Here is a 23,094-nt window from a genome sequence, read left to right as displayed (position 1 = left end):
GACAGTAAGAACCCCACGGACTTGCCCGTGGGAGTAGTCAGAATTGAGGTAATATATGAGGGGGTGTTATTATGAAATATAAAGGCGCAGGGGACCCAATGAGTTACGACGACGTCCTTGCTCTTGTTAAGACATATATCACAAAAGAAGAAAGCTTGGCTCTGATCCAGAAGGCTTATGATTTTATCATGGTGAAGCACAAGGAACAGAAAAGAAAAAGTGGTGAACCTTATACAATTCATTTGATCTGGGTTGCTTATATTCTTGCAACATTACAGACTGGACCAATTACTATTGCAGCAGGACTTCTTCATGATGTCATGGAAGATTGTGATGTGCCTCGAGAAGAAATGATTGAAAAATTTGGTGAAGAAGTCACTACACTAGTAGAGGGTGTTACTAAGATCACTAAGATGCCTTATATGGAAGAAAGTGATTTCCATGCTGAAAATCATCGTAAGATTTATATTGCGATGGCCAAGGATATTCGAGTTATCTTGATTAAATTAGCTGATAGACTTCATAATATGCGTACGCTTCAATATATGAGCCCTGAAAAGCAGCAGCGTATTTCTAGAGAAACACTGGAAGTCTATGCACCAATAGCGCATCGTTTAGGTATTAATGATATTCGAGTTGAATTAGAAGATTTATGTTTATTCTATCTTGATCCAAAGGCTTATAAAGAAATTGCTGCGCTCCTTGATAAGAAGAAGAGTGAAAGAAAAGATTCAGTTGATGCAATGATTAAGTCAGTGGAAAAGAATCTTGAAGGTACAAATATCAAATATCGTATTAAGGGTCGTGCAAAGCATATTTATTCTATCTATAAAAAGATGGTTTATAAGCATAAGCGTTTTGATGAAATCTATGATTTAAATGCTTTGCGTATTATTGTAGAAACTAAGAATGAATGTTATGAAGTATTAGGTATTATGCATGAAAAGTATCGTGCGATTCCTGGACGTTTTAAGGATTATATTGCCATGCCTAAGCCTAATATGTATCAGTCATTACATACATCTGTTATTGGTGAAAAAGGCTATGTATTTGAAATCCAGATTCGTACTGAAGAGATGGATGAACTCGCTGAAAGAGGGGTTGCATCTCATTGGCGTTATAAAGAAGGCAAGAAGTATAATGCGAAACAGGAACAGAAGGAAATTGGAGAAAAGCTTCAGTGGATGAGTGAGTTCATTACTGTAAGTGATGAAATGAAGGATAATGAGGCCAAAGATTATTATAATACGTTACAACGTGATATCTTTGAAGCCAATGTTTATGCTTTAACACCTGCAGGTCGTATTGTAGAATTACCAAATGGGTCTACACCGATTGACTTTGCTTATCGTGTCCATACAGAAGTTGGACATCATGCGGTTGGGGCAATTGTGAATGGTGTTATGGTTCCTTTTGATACCAAATTAAAAACAGGTGATATTGTAGAAATCAAGACCAACAAGAATTCTAGTCCAAGTGAAGGCTGGCTGAAGTTTGTAAGAACAGCGGGTGCTCGTAATAAGATTCGTCAATATATCACAAAACATGAAGAAGAAAATAAAAAACAGATTATTGAAGAAGGAAGAAGACTTCTTAGGGATGAAATCCGAGCAAGACAGCTTGATGAGAAGACTTATATGAGTCCAGATACTTATAGAACATATCTTGGCTCATTTGGTGCCAATACATTTGATGATGTACTTTTCGCATTAGGTAAGAAGCATGCGACTGCTTCTACACTTTTAGATAAGGTGGCTCCACAAAAGAGAGGATTCTTTGACAACTTGTCTCAAATCCTTCGCCACAACAACAATATTCAGGAATTAAATAAGAAACATGAAAAAAGTATTGGTGTAGCAGTCACTGGTGTAGATGGATTAAAGATGCAGTTATCTAAATGCTGTAATCCTATTCCTGGTGATAAGATTGTTGGTTTCGTATCTAAAGGACAGGGTATCAAGATTCATCGTGCGGATTGTCCAAATGTCAAGAGTGTTGCTAAAGGACGTTTGATTGATGTTTATTGGGATTATCCTAATATTGAACAGAAGCGCTTTAATGTGGATCTAGAAGTCGTTGGATTAGATCGTCCTAATTTATTAAGTGATATTGTGACATGCTTAAGTCAGGTAAAAGTGAATATTCTTAAGATTAATGCGAATATCATGGATTTAGATGCTCATATTCGTTTAACGTTATCTGTAGAGAATGCAGAAATCTTACAGAATACAATTGATAACATGAATAAAGTACAGGGTGTTGCAGAAATTCGCCGTGTAATTCATTAGTGACTTGAATTAAATATACTTTTGATTTATAATCACCTTATATTCAGTGAAGAAGATTAAATAATGGACATTGATAGAGAGGTCATGGCTGGTGGAAATGACTAATGAGAAGTTATGGGACACTTTGGAGAATGCTTTAAAAAAGCACGTTGGTAACGTTATAACTAAATAAAGTGCATGATTTATTCATGAACTAAGGTGGTACCGCGTATTAACGTCCTTAGATTAAGGACGTTTTTTATTGTTTAAAAAGGAGGAACCTATGAAATACAATAGACCAAGAGGGACAGTAGATATTACCCCTGAAAATTCAGAAAAATGGATTGAAATGGAACAGCTATTAAGAACTGTTGCCGCAAATTACAACGTAAAAGAAATGCGTACACCAATCTTTGAGCACACAGAACTATTTAGCCGAGCAGTTGGTGATACTACAGATGTAGTGACTAAAGAAATGTATACATTTAAGGATAAGGGAGATCGTTCTCTTACTTTAAGACCAGAAGGAACTGCAGGTATTGCAAGAGCTTATGTAGAAGATAAGATGTATGCTTTACCTGAAAAGCTACAGAAGGTTTACTATATGGGACCAATGTTTAGATATGAACGTCCACAAAATGGTAGACAGAGACAGTTCCACCAGTTCGGTGTAGAAATGTTAGGTGTAGAATCACCATACGTAGATGTTGAATGTATGTTGATGGCAGTGACAATTGTAGAAGCACTTGGTATTAAGAATATTAAGCTTCATATCAACTCATTAGGTGATGATGAATCAAGAACTGCTTATAGAGAAGCTTTAAAGGATCATTTCAGACCTGTGCTTAATGATTTATGTGAAGACTGCCAGGCTCGTTTTGAAAAGAACCCATTAAGAATTCTAGATTGTAAAGTCGATGCGAAGAATCCAATCATGACTTCTGCGCCTCGTACAATTGATTATTTAAGTGAAAAAGCGAAAGCACATTTCGATAAAGTCTGCAGTTTATTAGATGATTTAGAAATCGAATATGTTGTAGATACGAATTTAGTAAGAGGATTAGACTACTATTCTCATACAGTATTTGAAATCATCAGTGATGATCCAAAGTTAGGAGCTGGTTCTACTGTTGGTGGTGGAGGACGCTACAATGGTCTTGTTGAAGAACTTGGAGGTCCTGCGACTCCTGGTGTAGGCTTTGCATTTGGTATGGAAAGACTCATGCTTGCATTAGATGATGAAGAAGATGAAGAAAATGGTATTGATGTTTATGTTATGCCATTAGGTGATGAAGCAAGAGATTTAGCAATGCAGATCATTACAATGCTTAGAGCAAACGGCTTTACTTGTGATATGGATTATGCAGGTAGAGGCTTAAAAGGACAGTTCAAGTCTAGCGACCGTTTTGGTGCACATCTTTCTATTATTATTGGTGAAGATGAAGTAAAGGGTGAATATGTAAATATCCGCTGCAATCATTCTAAAGAACAGAGTGAAGTTAAATTAGAAGATATCTTAAGTTATATTGAAAATCATTATGAAGGAGATCATGAACATGAATAGAACTCACAACAATGGAGAACTAAGAATTACTGATGTCAATAAAAAAGTAGAACTTATTGGCTGGGTAGCTAAAAAGAGAAACTTAGGTGCTTTAGTCTTTGTAGACTTAAGAGACCGTCATGGTATTACACAGGTGATCTTTGATGAATCATTCAATGAACAGTTAAAGGATGTTAAGAACGAATATATTCTTGATATCAAAGGGACTGTCGTAGAAAGAAGCTCTAAGAATCCAGATATGCCAACTGGTGATATTGAAATCCAGGCTGAAGAAGTAAAGATTGTTAATAAGGCTGCGACTACTCCTATGATTATTGCGGATGAAACGGATGCCTTAGAAGAAACAAGAATGAAATATCGTTATCTTGATTTAAGACGTCCAGCTCTTCAGAAGAACATCATGAGACGTGCTAAGATTGTCAGAGCTATTCATGAATATTTAGATAGTGAAGAATTCGTAGAAATTGAAACACCTTATTTAAATAAATCTACACCAGAAGGTGCAAGAGACTTCTTAGTACCTTCACGTGTACATAATGGTTCATTTTATGCATTACCACAGTCTCCACAGTTATTTAAGCAGTTATTAATGGTAGCTGGTTTTGAACGTTATTATCAGATTGCTAGATGTTTCCGTGATGAAGACTTACGTGCTGACCGTCAGCCAGAATTCACTCAGGTGGACGTAGAAATGAGTTTCATGAATACGGATCAGGTAATTGGTATTGGTGAAGGCTTAATCAAGAAGGTTATGAAGGATGTTATGAACATTGATGTTCAGTTACCATTCCCAAGAATGACTTGGCATGATGCGATGGAAACTTATGGTATCGATAAGCCTGATACACGTTTTGATTTGAAACTCGTTAATTTAAATGAAACAGTGAAGGATGTTGACTTTGTGGTATTCAAGAGTGCACTTGAAGCAGGAGGACATGTAAAAGGTCTTAATGTCAAGGGTGAAGCAGATAACTATTCACGTAAGAAGATTGATGCTTTAACTGAACTTGCTAAGAAATATAAGGCTAAAGGTCTTGCTTGGTTAAAAGTGACTGATAAGGGTGTATCTGGTCCTATCGCAAAATTCTTTACTGAAGAACAGATGAGTGCCTTATTAGAAAAGATGAATGCTGAGGTAGGAGATTTATTACTATTTGTGAGTGATACTCATTATATGGTTGTATGTGATGCTCTTGCAGCAATCAGAAATCATTTAGGTAAAGAATTAAAGTTATATGATCCTCGTCAATTCAACTTCTTATGGGTTGTTGATTTCCCAATGTTTGAATATTCTGAAGAAGATGGAAGATACTATGCAATGCACCATCCATTCACTCGTCCAAAGGATTCTGATCTAGATAAGATTGATACAGATCCAGCAAACTGCTTAGCAGATGCTTATGATATCGTCTTAAACGGTTTCGAACTTGGTGGCGGATCTCAGAGAATCTATGAAGAGGAATTACAGGATCGTGCCTTCAAGGCTTTAGGATTCACACAGGAAAGAATTGATGCACAGTTTGGCTGGTTTGTGGATGCATTTAGATATGGTGCACCACCACATGCTGGATTTGCATTGGGATTAGACCGTTTCGCAATGTTACTTTGTGGATGTGATTCTTTAAGAGACGTTATTGCCTTCCCTAAGAATACAAGTGCAACTTGTCCAATGTCAAAAGCACCTACACCAGTAGATAATGATCAGTTAAAGGACTTAGGAATTGAGGTTACTGAATATGAATCAGAAGAGAATAAATAAAGTATTAGAAAAGATGGAAGAAAGAGGCATTGACTATTTATTAGTCACTGACCCTGTTTCTATCGATTATTTATTGGATTATGTCAATCATCCTGGTGAAAGAATGTATGTCATGGTTGTTTCTTCAAAGGGAAATCATCAGTTATTCTTCAATAACTTATTCTATGTAGAAGAAGACTTAGGTATGCCTATTACTTGGTTTGATGATACAGATAATGCTCCAGCATTACTTGCAGATTATTTAAAGGATGCAAAGGTGATTGGTGTAGATAAGAATATGCCAGCACGTTTCTTGATTCCTGTACAGGATAGCGTCAACGCTCAATATGTCTTAGGATCACTATGCGTGGATGAAGTAAGAATGCAGAAGGATGATGAAGAAAAGGCACTTATGTTTAAAGCAAGTGAAATGAATGATACAGCAATGGCTGAAGTAAAAAGATTACTTGCAACAGATAAGACTGAAATTGAAATGGATGAAGCATTACTTGCTTATTACAAGTCATTAGGTGCATCAGGTCATTCATTTAGTCCAATCATGGGTTATGGTGCCAATGGGGCGAATCCTCATCATTCATGCGATGATAGCCGTTTAAAGCCAGGAGATTCTATTATCGTTGATATGGGATGTATCTATAAAGGATATTGTTCTGATATGACAAGAACATTCTTCTATAAAGAAGTATCCCAAAAGCAGAAAGAAGTATACAATCTTGTATTAAAGGCAAATGAAGCAGCTGAAGCTGCCATCAAGCCAGGTATGAAATTATCTGAAATTGATGCAGTCGCAAGAAATATCATTACTGAAGCAGGTTATGGTAAAGAATTCAATCATCGTTTAGGTCATTTCATTGGTAAAGATGTCCATGAATTTGGTGATGTATCTTCTGTGAGTGATATTATCGCAAAGCCTGGTATGATCTTCTCAATTGAACCTGGTGTTTATTTACAGGGTGATTTTGGAGTTCGTATTGAAGACTTAGTTATGGTCACTGAAGATGGTTGTAAGGTATTAAATAGTTATCCAAAGGAATTAACAATCATTGAATAATTAATGTAGAAAGGATAGTTAGGATGTAGATTAATGTGGACCCCGAGTCAAGGACATTAAATAAAAAGGCGCTTAAAAATGATTAGAAATAAAGATATCCTCTAGGTGTAATTAACCAGGAGGATATTTTTATGTGTAAACTATGTAAATATGTAATTATTAAAGATGGAGTTTTATGTGTATTGGAAACAGATAGAATGAAGGAAGTCATAAGAAATGAACTTGGTGTATTTGACTACCGAGATTATATATTTGATGATGATCCATCAGTCTATCTTCTTGTAAAGGATTTAAGTGTATATGATACTGGTCATACTATTGTTTACAGATCATTTCCAGATGATGCTGACGGTTATTTTAATGGCACTGTTATATTCACTAAGATGGATGATTTTGGCTTTGCATCATTAAGTAATAATGATATAGATATAATCAGAAGTCATTTACGCAGACTACCTGATGGACTGTTTGAAATGAGTTATTCTTTGAAGGATAGCTACTAATTTCTCGAGCGTTGAGTTTCTATCAAGATTATTTCTTATCTGTCTGAATTTTTCCTTATATTCATCAGGCTCCTTTGCGACATGAATTAGTGGGTATTCACCAGTTATATAATATTCAAAATATTCATTTGGTGAAAGTTTGGCCAGATTGTACTGATAACGATCATTGTTGTAATAAACCATATAGGAATCTATTATTTCCTTTAGTTCTTCATATGAGCAGGCATTCTCTGTATATCTACCTATCTCATCTTTCATATGTCCGAAGAAGGATTCCTGGGGAGCGTTGTCCCAGCAGTTTCCTCTTCTTGACATTGACTGTCTGATTTCCAGGCTCTTGAGTAAGTCAATAAACTTGACACTTGTATAATGCACACCCTGATCACTGTGTATCAAAGCATCAGTGTGAATATTATGCTTATGTTTACTGTAAAGCTGATTGATTGTCTCCAGGACAAAGTCTACTTCTAAAGACGGTGATAATACATATGCAAGAATCTGCTTTGTAAATCCATCCTTTATCACCGATAGATAGGCTTTAGATCTTTTGTGACCGTAGAATAGATAAGTAATATCTGTTTCAAGCACATATCCAGGACCATATTCCTCGAAGTGTCTGTTTAGAATATTATCTGCATAATTTGATGTTTTCATTGCCTTAGCCATTCTTCTTGCAGGATTGGCTTTTCTTATTGGACAGAATAGTCCGTATTTCTTCATCAGTCTTGAAATCTTTTTATGGTTCATCACAATGCCCATGTGAAGAAGACGCATATGAATACCACGTCTGCCCTTGTCATATCCTTTGAACCTGTATGCTTCTAAAATCAGTTCAAAATCCTTACGGTCTTGTTCTTCTTTTTCGCTTATGGAACCTTTTCGTTTCTTCCATGAATAGAACCCACTTCTTGAAACACCTGCAGTATCACATAATGCTGAGACACTCAGATTATTACTAGGTGATTCAAGAGTTCTATCTATCATTTTATATTTTTCTCTTATTGTTTGCCCTTCTGCAGTTTTAATATTTGCTTTCTGTTGATAAATCTCACTCTTTTTAAAAAATCGTTCTCCTGCTGGAGAATTTTATTTTTCTGCTTAAGCCTTTCTAGCTGTTCCTCAATGGTAAGATTCTTTGTAGAAGGTCTTCCGGATTTTGTGCCTCTGGTATCCTTGAATCCTTCTTCCCTTGCTGCTTCTTTCCTTACACGATCTGTGAACTTGAGAGTTCGACTAGATCCTAACATATGAGGATCAAATCCATACTTTCTAAATATGTTTCCAGGCATCATGCCTTTCTGTAAATCAATCCAGAAGAGTTCTTTGAATTTTTCTGAATAGGTTATGCTTTTGATAGATACTTTCTTTACATATGGATTCTTTTCGAGTTCCTTTACTTGTTCATCACTAAAATAGTTTACTCCCATAATAACACCACCATTCTATAATCATTATACTATGCAAAATAAAAACCCTGTAAAACAGGGTCACGAAATAAATATCCTTTTTTATCGTGTCCTTTTTACAGGGTCCATTTTAGATTCTAGCTGTCCTTTTTTTACGTGTTGAAAGATTTATTGAAAAAGTGAAATGAGTTGAATACATCGATATATTATATATATAATTTGTTATAGAAAGGTTGTGTATGATTATGTATTGAATATAAGGAGGCGTTATACAATGAAGAATAATCGTAGACAAGCACAATTTTTAATTAATGGTATATCTGATAATGTTCCGCAACTTCTGTTAGAAGAAAATGAATTAGTTTTTAAAGATGGATTGAAAGAAGATGTTTTAATTCCTTTAAGCAGTATTACAGGCATTAAGATTTTACCTATTAATAGAATCTATAATCCCTCTGTTGGATTTTTGAAAGATGGGACGAAAGGGTTCATGGCACATCGTAATGCGGGAGTGTTTAGTATTTATTTTAATTATTATGTCGATTTGAATGTTGTGACTACTACGAATACTTACTTATTTGAAAGTCTTGATCTTGAGAATGCATCTCAATTTATCTTGAAATTAGATGAAACCATCAAGGTTATTGATGATGTGAATCTTATTGATTTATTCAAAACAAAATCGATTAATGAATTGAAGGAATATATGGATCAGCATTATAAAGATTGGGCTAAAAAATATAATTTGGAGAATCCACGTACGACATTAGATGAAAATATGATAAGATTAGCTCGTAACAAGATTTAGTATCTTTTTGAAAAGGAAAATAATAATGAAACAATATGATTTCAGGTTTGACACAGAGTTGATCAAATTATTGATAGGAAAAACTTTCTTAACATACAAGCATGCAGATTTCATCGTTACAGATTCTGTGACAGGTATTTGAATTAGTGAACAATTATGAGGCGTTAGATTATTTTGGGTTAGATGGTGAAGCAACAATACTAAGTATTTCTACATCCAATTGGACAGCAGTAGAATCAAGGTTTAATAATGATATCAAAGAAACATATATTGATGAGGCAGTACAGAAAGTTATTCTAGTCAATGATCATACTTTTTCTAAAAATTATGATATGTGGGAAACGAAAGCTATTGTCTTCTGCTTTAAAAATTTTGAAATCTGTTTTGAAAAACAGGATTGTTGGTTTTCAATGGAAATTGAAATCCATAAAGGACATAATTCATTGAATATGATAGATGATGGTAAAGATATATTGAATGATTTTGATGGGAATCCTTCTATTACGATAGAAAGAACAATTGTAGAAATTGTGTAATATGGGGGTCTGGATTTTTTCAGACCCTTTTTTGTGTTATGATATAAATCAGAGGGGTTAACTATGGAAATAAAAAAAGCAGATAGGGCTCATATAGATGAAATAATGAGTCTTTATAAAGATGCAAAGATATTTATGGATAATCATGGCAATAAAGATCAGTGGCCTGTAGGTTATCCTTCAAAAGAATTGATTACTAAAGATATAGATAAGATGTATTTATGCATGTATGAAAATCAAATTGCGGCTGTTTTCTATTATGCGATAGAAGAAGATCAAGATTATAAGGAAATCGAGGGACAATGGCTCAATAATGCACCTTATGGTGTGGTACATCGTGTTGTTTCTGCACATATTGTGAAAGGGGCCTGCAAGTTTATCTTGAACTGGGCTTATAGTCAGATTCCTAATTTAAAGATGGATACAGGAGTCAAGAATATTCCTATGCAGAATTTATTAGAATCATGTGGATTTAAAAAGTGTGGGAAAATAGTCAATACGCAAGGAATAACATGTCTTGCATATCAAAAAGGAGAAACAAATGAAATATAAATGTTTAATACTAGATCATGATGATACGATTGTAGATAGCACACGTACAGTGAACTTTCCTGCATTTCTAGATTCATTAAGTAAGCTTCGTCCTGGTGTTACTATGACTTGTGAAGATTATTTTAAGTATAATTATAAGCCAGGATTTACTGCATTATGTTTTGATATACTAAAATTCAGTGAAGAAGAAATGCGTATTCAAGAAAATAACTGGCAGTCTTATATTCGTGGTCATGCACCTGTCTGTTTTGATGGCATTCATGATTTATTATGGCGTTATGTGAATGAAGGTGGCACTATCTGTGTTATTTCTCATTCAATGAAGCATACAATCATTCGTGATTATAAGAATAATAATTTACCTGAGCCTTCTATTATATATGGCTGGGAATTACCTCCTGAAAAGCGTAAACCATCTATTTGGCCTGTTGAAAGCATTATTAAAGAGCTTCATTTAAATAAAGAAGATGTCTTACTTGTAGATGACTTATTACCAGGTATACAGATGGCGCGAGATGCGCATATTGATGCATGTGGAGCTGGATGGGCTCATGATATCAAGGAAATTAAAGAAGATATCAAGAATAAATGTACTTATTATGTTGAGTCTGTAAAAGAGTTAGAAGACTTATTGTTTGAGGGAGAGTAAAGATGGAATTAGAAGCATTTTTATTAGTAAAAGAACCATTCAATGAAACAAGTGATTATATTAATCAACCATTAGATGACAAAGTACGTCTTAATGCAGCTTTAAGTAACTTTATGTGGGAAGAAGCAGATGCATGTACTAAAAACCATACGGGAATGATTCATATCCATAAGACAATTGAAACCATTCAGACAGACTGTCCTTTATTTGTGGAAGAAGTATGTTCAAACATTGATGAGAATGTTGTAGGAGTTTATATGAATGATGTCATTTATGAACCATCTTTTTATCAAACAATGGCCAAGATGATTGATCAGGATATGTTTCCTATTTATAACGTCATCTGGTTTGGTTTATATCCATTAGAAAATGGAGTAGGGGCTTATACAGATGGTCTTGAAAAGCTCGGCTATCATGAAATAGAAGTTTCTTCTATTGGGGAACCTATGGCTGTATTAGACTTCATTAAAGACACTGCACTCTATGTTATTATGAACAATGTGGTATTTAAAGATGGTGAAACTATTGGGCTCACTATTGAACAGGTTTTGACTATTCATTTGGGTGAAAGTGAGATATTTGATACACCAACTTTTAGGATAGACGATCCTTTTCTTACCAATTTATGAAAATACTTTCATTTTTAAGTGATATCTATGTAATCATTATTTAATTTGTGTTAATATATTATCGAGGTGACAAAATATATGTATTATTTTATAGGTATTAAAGGTTCAGGAATGGCTTCTCTTGCGAGAATTTTATATGATTTAGGTTATGAAGTTGCAGGAAGTGATATTGATAAGTATATCTTTCTTGAAGATGGATTAAGAGAAAGAAATATTCCTATTTATTCATTTAACAAAGACAACATTAAAGACGGTATGGATGTTATTGTAGGGAATGCATTTGACCGATCTAATGAAGAAGTGGCTGCTGCAGAAGATAATCCTAATGTAACAATTCACCACTATTATGATTTCCTAGCTAAGCTTATGGATGATCATATTACTATCGGTATTGCAGGTACACATGGTAAGACTTCTACTACAGGTATGGCTTATCATTTGTTTAAAGACTATGATAAGACAAATGTATTAATTGGAGATGGTACTGGCTATGCTACTAAGGGTGCTAAGTATTTTATAGCTGAATGCTGTGAATATAAAGATCATTTCTTATGGTATCATCCAGATTATTCTTATATCAACAATATTGAAATGGATCATGTAGACTATTTCAAGTCAATGGAACAGTATGAACAGTCTTTTGAAAAATATGCCAACCAGGCTAAAAAGGCTATTGTCATCTGGGGTGATGATCCACATCTTCCACATTTGAATTATACAAAGAGAGTTGTAAAATTCGGTGTAAAAGATGGCAATGATGTTCAGGCTAAAAATGTAATTAATAATGAAAAAGGTCTTTCATTTGATGTATATATCTATGGTGATCTTTTTGGACATTTCACTTTACCATTCTATGGTATGCATACACTTTATAACACACTAGGTGTTATTACTTTAGGTTATCTTGAAGGTATGGACTTTGATTATATGCAGAGTCAGTTAAGTACATTTAAGGGAACTAAGAGACGTTATGCAGTGAAAGAAGTAGGCAATAACGTATATGTTGATGACTATGCACATCATCCAACAGCTATTAAATATGTAATTGAAGAAACAAGAACACGTTTTCCTGGTAAGCAGATTGTTGCGGTTTATCAGCCAGATAGATATTCACGTGGCTTAAGATTTGCGAAGGATTATGCACGAATCATGGATACAGTTGATCATCCATATTTTGTGGATTTCCCTAAAAATGCGCCAAAAGAACCAGGAATCGATATTGATGTCAGTGTTATTACTAAGAACCTACCTCGTTCTAAAGTGGTCACTGAAGATGAAGCAGGTGCAAAAGAACTGGCACAATATGATAATGCAGTATTCTTATTTATGAGTCCTAAGGATATTTATAAGTTAGAAGATTTAGTTATTAAGGAAAAAGAAAAGGCATAGGAGGACATCCCGTGGATATCTTAACAATTTGTCTATGTATTCTAGTGCTCGCTGGTGTATTTGCATTAGTGTCTCTAGGAGTATTTCTTATCCATGCACTTACAACTTTAAAGGATGTCAGTCATTTGGCACAGCATTTAGAAACAACAGTTTCTAAAGTAAATGTTACAGTGGATGATATTAACTATAAAATGGATAAGCTCAATGAACCAATCAACGTGGTAAGCGGTATTTTTAATAGGAAGAGATCAGGTGCAGGTTTTTTAGGAACGGTATTAGGCTTGAAAAATATCTTGAAGAAAAAATAGGAGGTATAATTATGAAATTCGGAAAAGTATTATTCGGAGTAGGATTAGGCGTTTTAGCTGGTTTATTATTTGCACCTAAGAAAGGTAGCGAATTAAGAGAAGACATCAAAGCTAAATCAAAATCTACTTATGACTATTTAGCAAGTCTTACTAGAGAAGATGTTGAAGCTAAATTAGGAGAAACAATTGAAAATATTAAAAAGTCAGTAGATGAATTTGATCCTGATGATTTTAAAGAAACTACTAAAGAAAAAGTAGATGAAGTACAGAAAAAGTTAGAAATTTTAGCAGAAAAAGTAAAATCTAGTGAAAAATTTGATAAGGTGAAAGGTTCAGTTGTAGAAGTAACTGGACGTGTGAATCAGAAAATCGATGAAGTGAAAACAATGATTAATGATAAGGCTGCCATGATTGATGAAGATGTGATTGATCAGCAAATTGATGATGTTGAAAAACAGCTAGATGAAATGATCGAGGAAATTAAGGACTAGTATGAAGAAGAAAGTAACAATCTATGATGTTGCAGAAGCAGCTGATGTTTCACTTGCAACAGTTTCAAGAGTAATTAATGGTTCAAATGTTGTAAAGCCTGCAACTAGAGAACGTGTACTTGAAACAATTAAAAGACTCGATTTTAAGCCTAATCAGATTGCAAGAGGTCTTGCAACTAGTAAAACTACAACTATTGCAGTTGTATTCCCACAGTCACTATTTGGACATGTAAAAGATATGATTGGTGGTATTGGAGATACTGGACGTACTTTAGACTTCAATATCATTATGTATACAACTGATGAACTTGGTTTAGGTAACCCTATTGAAGAAGTTATTGAAAAGGTTATTAAGTCACGTGCTGATGGTGTAGTATTATTCAATAATAACTGTATTGATAAAGAAATTGATCTCATTAAAAAATACCGTATTCCTGCAGTTGTTGTTGGATATAAGATTTCTGATGAAGATATCTGTTCTGTATATGTTGACGCAAAGAGCATCGCTTATGATATGACAAAACAATTCATTGAACAGGGCAAAAAAGATATCTGCTTTGTAAGAGCGACTCAAAACCTAGTTGACTTAAATGATTTTGCGAAGGGTATTGAAGAAGCATTTAAAGATAGTGGTGAAACACTTCCTGAAGATTATATTGTGGATGTTTCTAACCATTATGAAGAAAGTTATCCTCAATTAAAGGAATATTTTGATACTCATAAGCATGATGTTGTTTTAACAGGCTATGACAAGGAAGCAGTCGCTGTTGTCAATGCAGCAATTGATCATGGTATCAATGTACCTGAAGATATGCAGGTTGTTGGTATGATGGATACAAGTTATGCTACTATTTGTCGTCCACCTCTTACTACTATTCATGTACCTGTATATGATATGGGTGCTATCGCAATCAGACTTCTTACAAAGATTTTAAATCATGAAGAAATTGATGAAGCAGAAGTACCAATGCACTATGCATTCATTAAGCGTGATACAACTAAATAACGAAAGAAGGATGCTGAGGCATCCTTTTTTACTGGTTTAGATTGTGCTAAAATAGTATCGGTCAATATAATTACTGGGAGGATTATATATGCTTAAAAATCAGTCTGATACTGCAAATGTATTACGAGAAAGAAGTAAACTCAATAAGCGCTTGGCTTATGAAGGTTTACTTGTTGGTATCGTGTCAGGTGCTGTCTGCATCGTTTATCGTCTTGTTTTATCAAATGCAGAATCTATTTATTTTACTATAAGGGACTTTGTTGCACATAACGTGTCTTATTGGCCTTTGTGGATCATTGGCCTTATTGTATTAGGTCTTATTATTTCAATCTTTTTAAAGTGGGAACCTATGATTGGAGGCTCTGGTATTCCACAGCTAGAAGCAGAAGTACAGGGACGTATTGATGAATGCTGGTGGAGAGTCTTACTTGCGAAATTCTGTGCAGGTGCACTTGCACTTGTAGGCGGCTTATCATTAGGGAGAGAAGGTCCAAGTATCCAGCTTGGTGGTATGATTGGTAAAGCTCTTGCGAAAAAAGGAAAACGTGTAAAAACGGAAGAACGTTATTTAATGACAGCAGGTGCCGCAGCTGGCTTATCGGCTGCATTCAATGCACCTCTTGCAGGTATCATGTTTGCTTTGGAAGAAGTTCATAAGAACTTCTCTACAAGTGCACTTGTTTCTGTGATGATTGCATCTATTACTGCGGATTTCTTAAGTAGAAATATCTTTGGTTTATCACCTACTTTAGCTTTCTCAATTAAAGAAACATTCCCTTTGAAGAACTATATCTGGGTTATTATTCTTGGTATTGTCGCTGGTGTATTAGGTGCTTTCTATAATAAGGTTACAATGGGAACTATTAAACTTTATAAGAAAACACCATCCTTGAAAAAACATCAAAGAGTCATTATACCTTTGGTGTTATCTGGAATTTTAGGATTTTATTGTCCACTTGTCATGGGTGGAGGACATAAACTTGTAGAATATCTCAATGAACCAAATCTTGTTTTATCTACTCTTGTCTTATTATTTATATTAAAATTATTGATTTCGTGTGTTTCATTTGGTTCAGGTGCGGCTGGGGGAATCTTCTTCCCATTACTCATTCTTGGAAGTCTCATTGGTGCAAGTGTAGGTAAGGTTGCTATTATGTGTGGCGTTCCTTCTGAGTATTTTATGAACTTCATTATTATGGCAATGGCTGCTTACTTTAGTGCCATTGTAAGAGCACCGATTACTGGTATTGTATTAATAGCTGAAATGAGTGGAACTTTAAAGATGCTCCTACCAATTGCACTTGTTTCATTTGTTTCTTATTATGTCGCCAATCTTTTACATAGTGAACCAATTTATGAAAGTCTTTTAACAAATCTTTTAAACAATCAGCCTTATCATTCTATGGATGAATATGCGGATAGTAAGGAACTCATTGGCTATACAGTTGGCTTTGGTTCAAATGCCTGTGATCACTATATTAAGGATTTACAGCTACCACGTCGTAGCTTGATTGTTTCCGTTATTCGTGGTGGAGAAGAAATCATTCCAAAAGGGGATACAAAGCTTATTTCAGGAGACCGTGTTATTGTGTTAGTTGATGCATTCCATCTTGATGAAACGAAGCTGATGTTGGAAAGTGTCTTTACAAGCTGATATTGACAAACATCATGAATTCATGTAGACTTTTAATTGTGATGAAGAAGACAAGTAATTCATATGCGCTGGTTTAGAGAACTTATGGCTGGTGAAAATAAGAGCAGCAGTATGAATGAATACACTTTGGAGCTTCTAGATGCAAAGTCTAGACGGTGAGTGCACCGTTATCAACAAGAGAGCATGTCTATGACATGAATAAAGGTGGTAACGCGAGAATTCGTCCTTTGGATGGATTCTCTTTTATATTATAGGAGGAAATTATGACATTTTATGATGAATTAGTGTGGCGTGGCCTCATTAAAGATGTAAGTTCTGAAGACTTAAAAGACAAATTAAATGCAGGAGGAATGACATTCTATATTGGTACTGACCCAACTGGGGATTCTTTACATATTGGACATTTCTCATCTTTCTTAATGTCTAAGAGATTAAAGGATGCAGGTCATCACCCAATTCTTTTGGTCGGTGGTGCAACTGGACAGATTGGGGATCCAAAGCCAACAACTGAAAGACCAATGATCACAAAAGAACAGGTACAGCATAACTTTGACTGCTTAAAGAAACAGGCTGAAGACTTATTCGGTTTTGAAGTAGTTAATAACTTGGATTGGTCTAAGGATATAAATTTCATTGACTGGTTAAGAGATTATGGTAAATATTTTAATATCAACTACATGTTATCTAAGGATATTATCAAAAGAAGATTAGATGAAGGAATCACTTTCACTGAATTCTCTTATATGATTATGCAGGCAATGGACTTCTATTACCTACATGAAAACAAGGGCTGTGATTTACAGGTTGCTGGTCAGGACCAGTGGGGTAATATCACTGCAGGTATTGAATTAATTAGAAAGAAGACTGGTGATGAAGCATATGGATTCACTATGCCTTTACTTACTAAGAGTGATGGTACTAAGTTTGGTAAATCAGAAGGAAATGCAATCTGGTTAGACAGAGAAAAGACTTCACCATATGAAATGTATCAGTTCTTCATTAATAGTGAAGACAGCAAGGTTATCGATTACTTAAAATACCTTACTTTCTTATCTAAAGAAGAAATTGAAGCATTAGAAGAATCAAATAAGAATGAACCACACTTAAGAAAAGCACATAAAGCACTTGCGAAAGAAGTTATTACTTTCATTCATGGTGCAGATGCTTATGAAGAAGCTGTCAATATTTCTGAAAAATTGTTCAGTGGTGATATCAAGAGCATGACTTATGAACAGGTAAAACAGTGCTTCAATGGCGTGCCAAGTATTGATGTCACTGAAGATGAACAGATTTTAAATGTATTAGTAAAAGCAGGTGCCGCTTCTAGTAATCGTGAAGCAAGACAGTTCGTAAAAGGTGGAAGTGTTCTTGTAAATGGTGAAAAGGTCACTGATGAAAAGTTTGTTGTATCAAAAGATAATGCTTTTGGTGGCAAGGTGACTGTTATTAGAAGAGGTAAGAAGAAGTACTTCGTTATTAATCATATCTAAGCAGACAATAGTCTGCTTTTTTTAGGAAGGATGTGAGTAGATGGATGGTATTATTTTAATTAATAAACCACAGGGTATGACAAGTCATGATGTCGTTAATCGCGTGAGACGTATTATGCATACTAAAAAAGTAGGACATTGTGGCACACTAGACCCTATGGCGACGGGTGTTTTAGTTGTTGGTATTAATAAAGCCACTAAAGCAATGCAGTTTTTAATGAGTGAAGAAAAAGAATATCGTGCGACCCTTAAACTTGGCAGTGCGACAGATACATATGACTCTGAGGGTAAGGTTCTAGAAACTAAGCCTTTTACTGGTTATGATCATCTAGATGAAGTACTATCTTCTTTTAAAGGAGATTCTATGCAGAAGCCTCCGATGTATTCAGCTATTAAAATTAATGGTAAGAAGCTCTATGAATATGCCAGAGAAGGTATAGAAGTAGAAGTTCCAGAAAGACCAATAGCTATTTATAAACTTGATTTAGTCAATGCACATGATGATGAAATAACTATAGATGTTAAGTGCTCTAAAGGAACATATATCCGTTCTTTATGTGTAGATATTGGGAAGGCCTTAGGCTATCCTGCCCATATGACGGCATTAGTAAGAAATCAGTCAGGGCATTTCACTATTGATCAGGCAGTGACATTAGAAGAACTTGAAGAAAACAATGGACCAGTGATTCCGTTAGAAGAAGTATTCTCTTATTATGATTCTATTGTCGCAGATGAAAGAATTGTCATGACTGGTCAGAAAATCAAGAGTGACATAGATCATAATGTAGCTGTTTATTCAAAGGAAGGTAAGTTACTTGCAATATATGGCCCAGATGGTAAAGGCGCTTTAAAGAGCTTGAGGGGGCTTTTCTAATGAAGGTCATAAAAATGGAAGAGGCGAATTTAAAAGAACCTCTTTCTCTTGCAATTGGCTTTTTTGATGGTTTACATCTTGGTCATATGTCTTTGATTAATGAAGTATTGAAATATAAAGGAGAAACAAAAACAGCTGTCATGAGCTTTGATGTGCATCCTTTATGTGTCTTAAAGGGTGAAAAGAGACAATCAATTATCACTCTAGAAGAGAAAAAAGAACTTCTAGAAAAAATGGGGATTGATTATCTCCTTGTTATTCATTTTACTAAGGAAGTAGCAGCATTAAGTCCACAGGCATTTATTGATGAATATTTAAATAAGCTTCCTTTGAAAAGACTTGTATGTGGTTATGATTTCCATTTTGGTGATCATAACAGCGGTAATATAGAAGATCTGAAAAAACAGTCATTTGATCTTATTGTGAAAGATGCTGTTATGTATAATGAAACGGAAAAAGTATCCTCAACTCTTATTAAGAAACTGATGGATCAGGGAATGATTGCAGAAGTCAATACTTTGCTTGATAGACCTTATCAAGTAAAGGGAACAGTCATTCATGGTAAACAAAGAGGACGCTTGATTGGGTTTCCTACATTGAATATTGATTATGGTATGAAATACTTACCTAAAAGAGGGGTATATGGCACAATTGTAGAAATCAATCATCGTTATTATATAGGCATGGCGAATATTGGTATGAATCCTACATTCAATGATATTAGTCGTCTTTCCTTAGAAGTCAACGTCTTTGATTTTAATGAAGATGTGTATGGTAAAGAAGTAGAGGTTACTTTTTATTTATATAAGCGTGAAGAAACTGTTTTTAATGGATTAGAAGGACTAAAAACACAATTAACAGAAGATAAGAAATACTTAAGTCAAGTCATGAAAAAGTATTTGACTTTATATCAAAATAGTGTAAAATAAGCCTTGCAACAATGTCTAGGATATTTGTACCTCTTACATCTAGCTTGGATATTGCGAAGAATATAATTTAGGAGGAAAACATAATGTTAACTAAAGAAGAAAAAGCTAAGATCATGGCTGAATATGGTCGCGTAGAAAAGGATACTGGTTCTCCAGAAGTTCAGATCGCATTATTAACTGCTGATATCAACAAGTTAAACGGTCACTTCAAACAGCATCCAAAGGATAATCATTCTAACAGAGGTCTTTTAAAGAAGATCGGTAAGAGAAGAGACTTATTAAAGTATCTTAAGAGTGAAGATCTTGACAGATATACAGCTTTAACTGATAAGTTAGGATTAAGAAGATAAGAAACAAAAGCCCTATGGGGCTTTTTTTCATGTCTCTATCAAATAATTGTTTGTGTAATAGTTGATTTATGATATAATTTTTAGGAATATGAGGTGAATTTATGGCAAAACAAATTTTTAGTATGGATTTCTATGGTAAGAAAATCCAGGTTGAAGTCGGTGAAATGGCTAAACAGGCAAACGGCTCTTGTTTAGTAAGATATGATGATACAGTCGTTCTTTCTACAGCATGTGCTGGGAAAGAACCAAAAGATGTAGATTTCTTCCCATTAACAGTAACTTATGAAGAAAAACTATATTCTGTAGGTAAGATTCCAGGTGGATTCTTAAAACGTGAAGGCCGTCCAAGTGAACATGGTACATTAACTGCAAGAATGATTGACAGACCTATTCGTCCATTATTCGCAGATGGTTTCAGAAATGAAGTACAGGTTGTTAATACTGTACTATCAGTTGATCAGGAAGCAACTCCAGAAATGGCAGCAATGCTTGGTGCATCAATTGCATTATGTATTTCTGATATTCCATTCAATGGTCCAATTGCAGGTGTTAACGTAGGTTTAATTGATGGTGAATTTACTGTCAACGCAGGACCTGAAGATATGGCTAGAAGTGAAATCAATCTTGAAGTAGCAGGTACAAAGGATGCTATTAACATGGTTGAAGCTGATGCAAAAGAAGTTGACGAAGAAACAATGTTAAATGCATTGATGTTCGGTCATGAAAAGATTAAGGAATTAATCGCTTTCCAGGAACAGATTGTAGAAGCTGTTGGTAAGGAAAAGATTGATGTTCCACTATTCGCATTAGATGAAAACATTGTGTCTAGCGTAGAAGCAATGGCTAAGGAAGAAATGATCAAAGCCATTTCTATTCCTGGTAAGCTTGAAAGATATGCTGCTATTGATGAATTAGATGCTAAGGTTGTAGAATCTTTTGAAGAAAAAGAATATGCAACTGTTGAAGAACACGATAAGACTATTAAACAGGTTAAGATGGTTCTTGGTGATCTTGAAAAAGAAGAAGTAAGACGTCTTATTACTGAAGAAAAAGTAAGACCTGATGGTCGTAAAGTAGATGAAGTACGTCCACTAGACGCACAGGTAGATTTATTACCACGTGTACATGGTTCTGCTATGTTCACTCGTGGTGAAACTCAGGTATTATCTGCCTGCACACTTGGTGCATTAGGTGAAGTACAGAAGATTGATGGTCTTGGAATGGAAGATCAGAAACGTTTCATGCATCACTATAACTTCCCACCATATTGTGTAGGTGAAACAGGAAGAATGGGTTCTCCAGGTAGAAGAGAAATTGGTCATGGTGCTTTAGGTGAAAGAGCCTTAAGACAGGTTATTCCTTCTGAAACAGAATTCCCATATACAATCAGAGTTGTTGCTGAAGTATTAGAATCTAACGGTTCTTCTTCACAGGCTTCTATTTGTGCATCAACTATGGCTTTAATGGCTGCTGGTGTTCCAATTAGTAATCCAGTGGCTGGTGTCGCTATGGGTCTTGTTAAAAAAGGCGAAAACTATACAATCTTAACTGATATCCAGGGTATGGAAGACCATCTTGGTGATATGGACTTCAAGGTTGCAGGTACAAAGAACGGTATCTGTGCATTACAGATGGATATCAAGATTGATGGTATTACTAAAGAAATCCTACAGGAAGCATTAGCTCAGGCAAAGGTTGCAAGAGGACAGATCATGGACTGCATGATGTCAGCAATTAGTGAACCTAGAGATCACTTAAGCCCATATGCTCCTAAGGTTGCTATGATGAAGATTGAACCTGAACAGATTAAAGATGTAATCGGTAAGGGTGGAGATATGATCAATAAGATTATTGCAGAAAGTGATAATGTTAAGATTGATATTGATGATGAAGGTAACGTTACTATCTATCATTACTCTCAGGAAGCTATTGACCATGCAATGGGTATGATCAAGGATTTAACTAGAAAAGTTGAAGTAGGCGAAATCTTCGATGGTAAGGCTGTAAGAGTTGAAGAAAAGTATGCATTTATTGAATTATTCCCTGGTACAAATGGATTCTTACATGTAAAAGATGTTGCTTGGGATAGAACAAATAAAGTCAGCGATGTAATCAAGCTTGGCGATACAGTAAAGGTTAAAGTAACTCAGATTACTGATAAGGGTGTAAATGTTTCTAGAAAAGCATTATTACCAAAACCAATCGTTAAACATGATGCACCTGCTGAGGAAAAGAAATAATGAAAGTTATTCTTGCAAGTACTTCTCCTAGACGAAAAGAACTGCTTGAAAGAGAAGGCATTGATTTTATTATCGATGCCTCTTCTATTACTGAATATCTTGATTCTTCTCTAGAAATAGAAGAAAGACTTAAGAAACTCGCATATGATAAAGGTATTTCTATTCATGAGAAATATCCTGATGATGTTGTAATCAGTGCGGATACAACAATCTATCATAATGGAAAGATTATTGGTAAAGCTCACAGTGCTCATGAAGCAAGAGAAATTCTTAAATCATTAAGTAATGATACACATAGTGTGTTTACATCAGTGGCTGTGTTCTATAAAGATCAGGTTTGTACATTTGTAGATGAAACAAAAGTTACATTTAAGAATATCAGTGATATGATTGATGATTATCTTTCTATTGATGAATGGAAGGGTAAAGCTGGCGCTTATGCGATTCAGGGTGTTGCAGGAAAATTCATTGAAGAAGTGCAGGGAGATATTGATAATGTCATTGGGCTCCCAGTAAAGCATGTAATAGAAGTCATTGAAACAATGAACGAGAAGCCATTATAGGCTTCTTTTTTTATACTTGCATGTAAGCGCTTCATATTTATATTGAAAACGCTAACAGTTTAATTTATAATAGAGA

The 23,094-nt window shown here is 34.8% G+C and carries 23 protein-coding genes and 2 other annotated features; of the genes, 21 read left to right on the top strand and 2 right to left on the bottom strand.

Annotated features, from left to right (window positions below; all coding sequences use genetic code 11):
• Positions 1-71: 71 nt before the first annotated feature.
• The 5 genes from NQ499_RS07745 (at position 72) to NQ499_RS07725 (ending at position 7,144) form a co-directional block, all read left to right on the top strand.
• Entirely contained in the window at positions 72-2,288 is a 2,217-nt protein-coding gene (locus NQ499_RS07745; RefSeq protein ID WP_006504991.1) for a RelA/SpoT family protein, read from the top strand.
• A 37-nt stretch (positions 2,289-2,325) separates the two neighbouring features.
• Positions 2,326-2,513, top strand: a binding site (T-box leader).
• 37 nt (positions 2,514-2,550) lie between these two features.
• A complete protein-coding gene (gene hisS / locus NQ499_RS07740; protein ID WP_040389694.1) occupies positions 2,551-3,831 on the top strand; it encodes a histidine--tRNA ligase in 1,281 nt (426 codons plus the stop codon).
• On the top strand, positions 3,824-5,590 hold the full coding sequence (gene aspS / locus NQ499_RS07735; protein WP_040389693.1) for an aspartate--tRNA ligase: 1,767 nt from the start codon (positions 3,824-3,826) through the stop codon (positions 5,588-5,590). The genes hisS and aspS overlap by 8 nt, the downstream gene beginning before the upstream one ends.
• A complete protein-coding gene (locus NQ499_RS07730; protein WP_006504988.1) occupies positions 5,568-6,641 on the top strand; it encodes a M24 family metallopeptidase in 1,074 nt (357 codons plus the stop codon). Before aspS ends, NQ499_RS07730 begins: the two co-directional genes overlap by 23 nt.
• 131 nt (positions 6,642-6,772) lie before the next feature.
• Positions 6,773-7,144 (top strand): hypothetical protein, encoded by a 372-nt coding sequence (locus tag NQ499_RS07725; RefSeq protein ID WP_006507025.1) that lies wholly within the window; start codon positions 6,773-6,775, stop codon positions 7,142-7,144.
• On the opposite strand, the gene NQ499_RS07720 is transcribed toward NQ499_RS07725, so the two are convergent.
• Together NQ499_RS07720 and NQ499_RS07715 are read right to left on the bottom strand one after the other, a co-directional pair.
• Positions 7,094-8,128 carry an IS3 family transposase gene (locus NQ499_RS07720; RefSeq protein ID WP_006507026.1) on the bottom strand — a complete coding sequence of 345 codons (1,035 nt, stop codon included), beginning with the start codon at positions 8,126-8,128 and terminating at the stop codon, positions 7,094-7,096. The genes NQ499_RS07725 and NQ499_RS07720 overlap by 51 nt on opposite strands.
• Before the next feature lie 14 nt (positions 8,129-8,142).
• Positions 8,143-8,571 carry an HTH domain-containing protein gene (locus NQ499_RS07715; RefSeq protein WP_006507027.1) on the bottom strand — a complete coding sequence of 143 codons (429 nt, stop codon included), beginning with the start codon at positions 8,569-8,571 and terminating at the stop codon, positions 8,143-8,145.
• A 253-nt stretch (positions 8,572-8,824) separates the two neighbouring features.
• On the opposite strand from NQ499_RS07715, the gene NQ499_RS07710 reads away from it, so the two are divergent.
• The 16 genes from NQ499_RS07710 to NQ499_RS07635 all read left to right on the top strand — a co-directional run bounded on the left by NQ499_RS07710 (position 8,825) and on the right by NQ499_RS07635 (position 23,018).
• Positions 8,825-9,358 carry a hypothetical protein gene (locus NQ499_RS07710; protein WP_006504370.1) on the top strand — a complete coding sequence of 178 codons (534 nt, stop codon included), beginning with the start codon at positions 8,825-8,827 and terminating at the stop codon, positions 9,356-9,358.
• 146 nt (positions 9,359-9,504) lie between these two features.
• The gene (locus NQ499_RS07705) at positions 9,505-9,894 is read left to right on the top strand and encodes a hypothetical protein (RefSeq protein WP_006504369.1); all 390 of its coding nucleotides are present in this window, start codon (positions 9,505-9,507) and stop codon (positions 9,892-9,894) included.
• 63 nt (positions 9,895-9,957) lie between these two features.
• Positions 9,958-10,446: a hypothetical protein gene (locus NQ499_RS07700; protein ID WP_006504368.1), complete on the top strand. Its 489-nt coding sequence runs from the start codon at positions 9,958-9,960 to the stop codon at positions 10,444-10,446.
• The gene (locus tag NQ499_RS07695) at positions 10,436-11,095 is read left to right on the top strand and encodes an HAD family hydrolase (protein WP_006504367.1); all 660 of its coding nucleotides are present in this window, start codon (positions 10,436-10,438) and stop codon (positions 11,093-11,095) included. The genes NQ499_RS07700 and NQ499_RS07695 overlap by 11 nt, the downstream gene beginning before the upstream one ends.
• 2 nt (positions 11,096-11,097) lie before the next feature.
• Complete coding sequence (locus NQ499_RS07690) at positions 11,098-11,724, top strand: DUF4261 domain-containing protein (protein WP_006504366.1); 627 nt, start codon at positions 11,098-11,100, stop codon at positions 11,722-11,724.
• 78 nt (positions 11,725-11,802) lie between these two features.
• Entirely contained in the window at positions 11,803-13,113 is a 1,311-nt protein-coding gene (locus NQ499_RS07685; RefSeq protein WP_006504365.1) for a UDP-N-acetylmuramate--L-alanine ligase, read from the top strand.
• An 11-nt stretch (positions 13,114-13,124) separates the two neighbouring features.
• Positions 13,125-13,421, top strand: coding sequence for a DUF948 domain-containing protein (locus NQ499_RS07680; protein ID WP_040389538.1), 297 nt, complete (start codon positions 13,125-13,127; stop codon positions 13,419-13,421).
• A gap of 11 nt (positions 13,422-13,432) precedes the next feature.
• On the top strand, positions 13,433-13,912 hold the full coding sequence (locus NQ499_RS07675) for a YtxH domain-containing protein (RefSeq protein WP_006504363.1): 480 nt from the start codon (positions 13,433-13,435) through the stop codon (positions 13,910-13,912).
• Between the two features lies 1 nt (position 13,913).
• Complete coding sequence (locus tag NQ499_RS07670; protein WP_006504362.1) at positions 13,914-14,918, top strand: LacI family DNA-binding transcriptional regulator; 1,005 nt, start codon at positions 13,914-13,916, stop codon at positions 14,916-14,918.
• A gap of 88 nt (positions 14,919-15,006) precedes the next feature.
• Positions 15,007-16,572: a ClC family H(+)/Cl(-) exchange transporter gene (locus NQ499_RS07665; RefSeq protein WP_006504361.1), complete on the top strand. Its 1,566-nt coding sequence runs from the start codon at positions 15,007-15,009 to the stop codon at positions 16,570-16,572.
• A gap of 32 nt (positions 16,573-16,604) precedes the next feature.
• Positions 16,605-16,803 (top strand) — a binding site (T-box leader).
• Positions 16,804-16,835: 32 nt separating this feature from the next.
• Complete coding sequence (gene tyrS, locus NQ499_RS07660; RefSeq protein WP_006504360.1) at positions 16,836-18,062, top strand: tyrosine--tRNA ligase; 1,227 nt, start codon at positions 16,836-16,838, stop codon at positions 18,060-18,062.
• A gap of 40 nt (positions 18,063-18,102) precedes the next feature.
• A complete protein-coding gene (gene truB / locus NQ499_RS07655) occupies positions 18,103-18,936 on the top strand; it encodes a tRNA pseudouridine(55) synthase TruB (RefSeq protein ID WP_006504359.1) in 834 nt (277 codons plus the stop codon).
• Positions 18,936-19,865 (top strand): riboflavin biosynthesis protein RibF, encoded by a 930-nt coding sequence (gene ribF / locus NQ499_RS07650; RefSeq protein WP_006504358.1) that lies wholly within the window; start codon positions 18,936-18,938, stop codon positions 19,863-19,865. The genes truB and ribF overlap by 1 nt, the downstream gene beginning before the upstream one ends.
• An 83-nt stretch (positions 19,866-19,948) precedes the next feature.
• Positions 19,949-20,215: a 30S ribosomal protein S15 gene (gene rpsO / locus NQ499_RS07645; protein ID WP_006504357.1), complete on the top strand. Its 267-nt coding sequence runs from the start codon at positions 19,949-19,951 to the stop codon at positions 20,213-20,215.
• 101 nt (positions 20,216-20,316) lie between these two features.
• Positions 20,317-22,455, top strand: coding sequence for a polyribonucleotide nucleotidyltransferase (gene pnp, locus NQ499_RS07640; protein ID WP_006504356.1), 2,139 nt, complete (start codon positions 20,317-20,319; stop codon positions 22,453-22,455).
• The gene (locus NQ499_RS07635) at positions 22,455-23,018 is read left to right on the top strand and encodes a Maf family protein (protein WP_006504355.1); all 564 of its coding nucleotides are present in this window, start codon (positions 22,455-22,457) and stop codon (positions 23,016-23,018) included. Before pnp ends, NQ499_RS07635 begins: the two co-directional genes overlap by 1 nt.
• Positions 23,019-23,094: the final 76 nt, after the last annotated feature.

Origin of the sequence: Catenibacterium mitsuokai (assembly GCF_025148785.1) — a bacterium.
Classification (GTDB): Bacteria; Bacillota_I; Bacilli_A; order Erysipelotrichales; family Coprobacillaceae; genus Catenibacterium; species Catenibacterium mitsuoka.
This window is presented reverse-complemented; position numbering and strand designations above follow the sequence as displayed.

What these genes read in the sequence shown, in the direction of transcription:
- NQ499_RS07745 (WP_006504991.1), top strand. Translation starts at nt 72, where the DNA reads ATGAAATATAAAGGCGCAGGGGACCCAATGAGTTACGACGACGTCCTT.
- hisS (WP_040389694.1), top strand. Translation starts at nt 2,551, where the DNA reads ATGAAATACAATAGACCAAGAGGGACAGTAGATATTACCCCTGAAAAT.
- aspS (WP_040389693.1), top strand. Translation starts at nt 3,824, where the DNA reads ATGAATAGAACTCACAACAATGGAGAACTAAGAATTACTGATGTCAAT.
- NQ499_RS07730 (WP_006504988.1), top strand. Translation starts at nt 5,568, where the DNA reads ATGAATCAGAAGAGAATAAATAAAGTATTAGAAAAGATGGAAGAAAGA.
- NQ499_RS07725 (WP_006507025.1), top strand. Translation starts at nt 6,773, where the DNA reads ATGTGTAAACTATGTAAATATGTAATTATTAAAGATGGAGTTTTATGT.
- NQ499_RS07720 (WP_006507026.1), bottom strand. Translation starts at nt 8,128, where the DNA reads ATGATAGATAGAACTCTTGAATCACCTAGTAATAATCTGAGTGTCTCA.
- NQ499_RS07715 (WP_006507027.1), bottom strand. Translation starts at nt 8,571, where the DNA reads ATGGGAGTAAACTATTTTAGTGATGAACAAGTAAAGGAACTCGAAAAG.
- NQ499_RS07710 (WP_006504370.1), top strand. Translation starts at nt 8,825, where the DNA reads ATGAAGAATAATCGTAGACAAGCACAATTTTTAATTAATGGTATATCT.
- NQ499_RS07700 (WP_006504368.1), top strand. Translation starts at nt 9,958, where the DNA reads ATGGAAATAAAAAAAGCAGATAGGGCTCATATAGATGAAATAATGAGT.
- NQ499_RS07695 (WP_006504367.1), top strand. Translation starts at nt 10,436, where the DNA reads ATGAAATATAAATGTTTAATACTAGATCATGATGATACGATTGTAGAT.
- NQ499_RS07690 (WP_006504366.1), top strand. Translation starts at nt 11,098, where the DNA reads ATGGAATTAGAAGCATTTTTATTAGTAAAAGAACCATTCAATGAAACA.
- NQ499_RS07685 (WP_006504365.1), top strand. Translation starts at nt 11,803, where the DNA reads ATGTATTATTTTATAGGTATTAAAGGTTCAGGAATGGCTTCTCTTGCG.
- NQ499_RS07675 (WP_006504363.1), top strand. Translation starts at nt 13,433, where the DNA reads ATGAAATTCGGAAAAGTATTATTCGGAGTAGGATTAGGCGTTTTAGCT.
- NQ499_RS07670 (WP_006504362.1), top strand. Translation starts at nt 13,914, where the DNA reads ATGAAGAAGAAAGTAACAATCTATGATGTTGCAGAAGCAGCTGATGTT.
- NQ499_RS07665 (WP_006504361.1), top strand. Translation starts at nt 15,007, where the DNA reads ATGCTTAAAAATCAGTCTGATACTGCAAATGTATTACGAGAAAGAAGT.
- tyrS (WP_006504360.1), top strand. Translation starts at nt 16,836, where the DNA reads ATGACATTTTATGATGAATTAGTGTGGCGTGGCCTCATTAAAGATGTA.
- truB (WP_006504359.1), top strand. Translation starts at nt 18,103, where the DNA reads ATGGATGGTATTATTTTAATTAATAAACCACAGGGTATGACAAGTCAT.
- ribF (WP_006504358.1), top strand. Translation starts at nt 18,936, where the DNA reads ATGAAGGTCATAAAAATGGAAGAGGCGAATTTAAAAGAACCTCTTTCT.
- rpsO (WP_006504357.1), top strand. Translation starts at nt 19,949, where the DNA reads ATGTTAACTAAAGAAGAAAAAGCTAAGATCATGGCTGAATATGGTCGC.
- pnp (WP_006504356.1), top strand. Translation starts at nt 20,317, where the DNA reads ATGGCAAAACAAATTTTTAGTATGGATTTCTATGGTAAGAAAATCCAG.
- NQ499_RS07635 (WP_006504355.1), top strand. Translation starts at nt 22,455, where the DNA reads ATGAAAGTTATTCTTGCAAGTACTTCTCCTAGACGAAAAGAACTGCTT.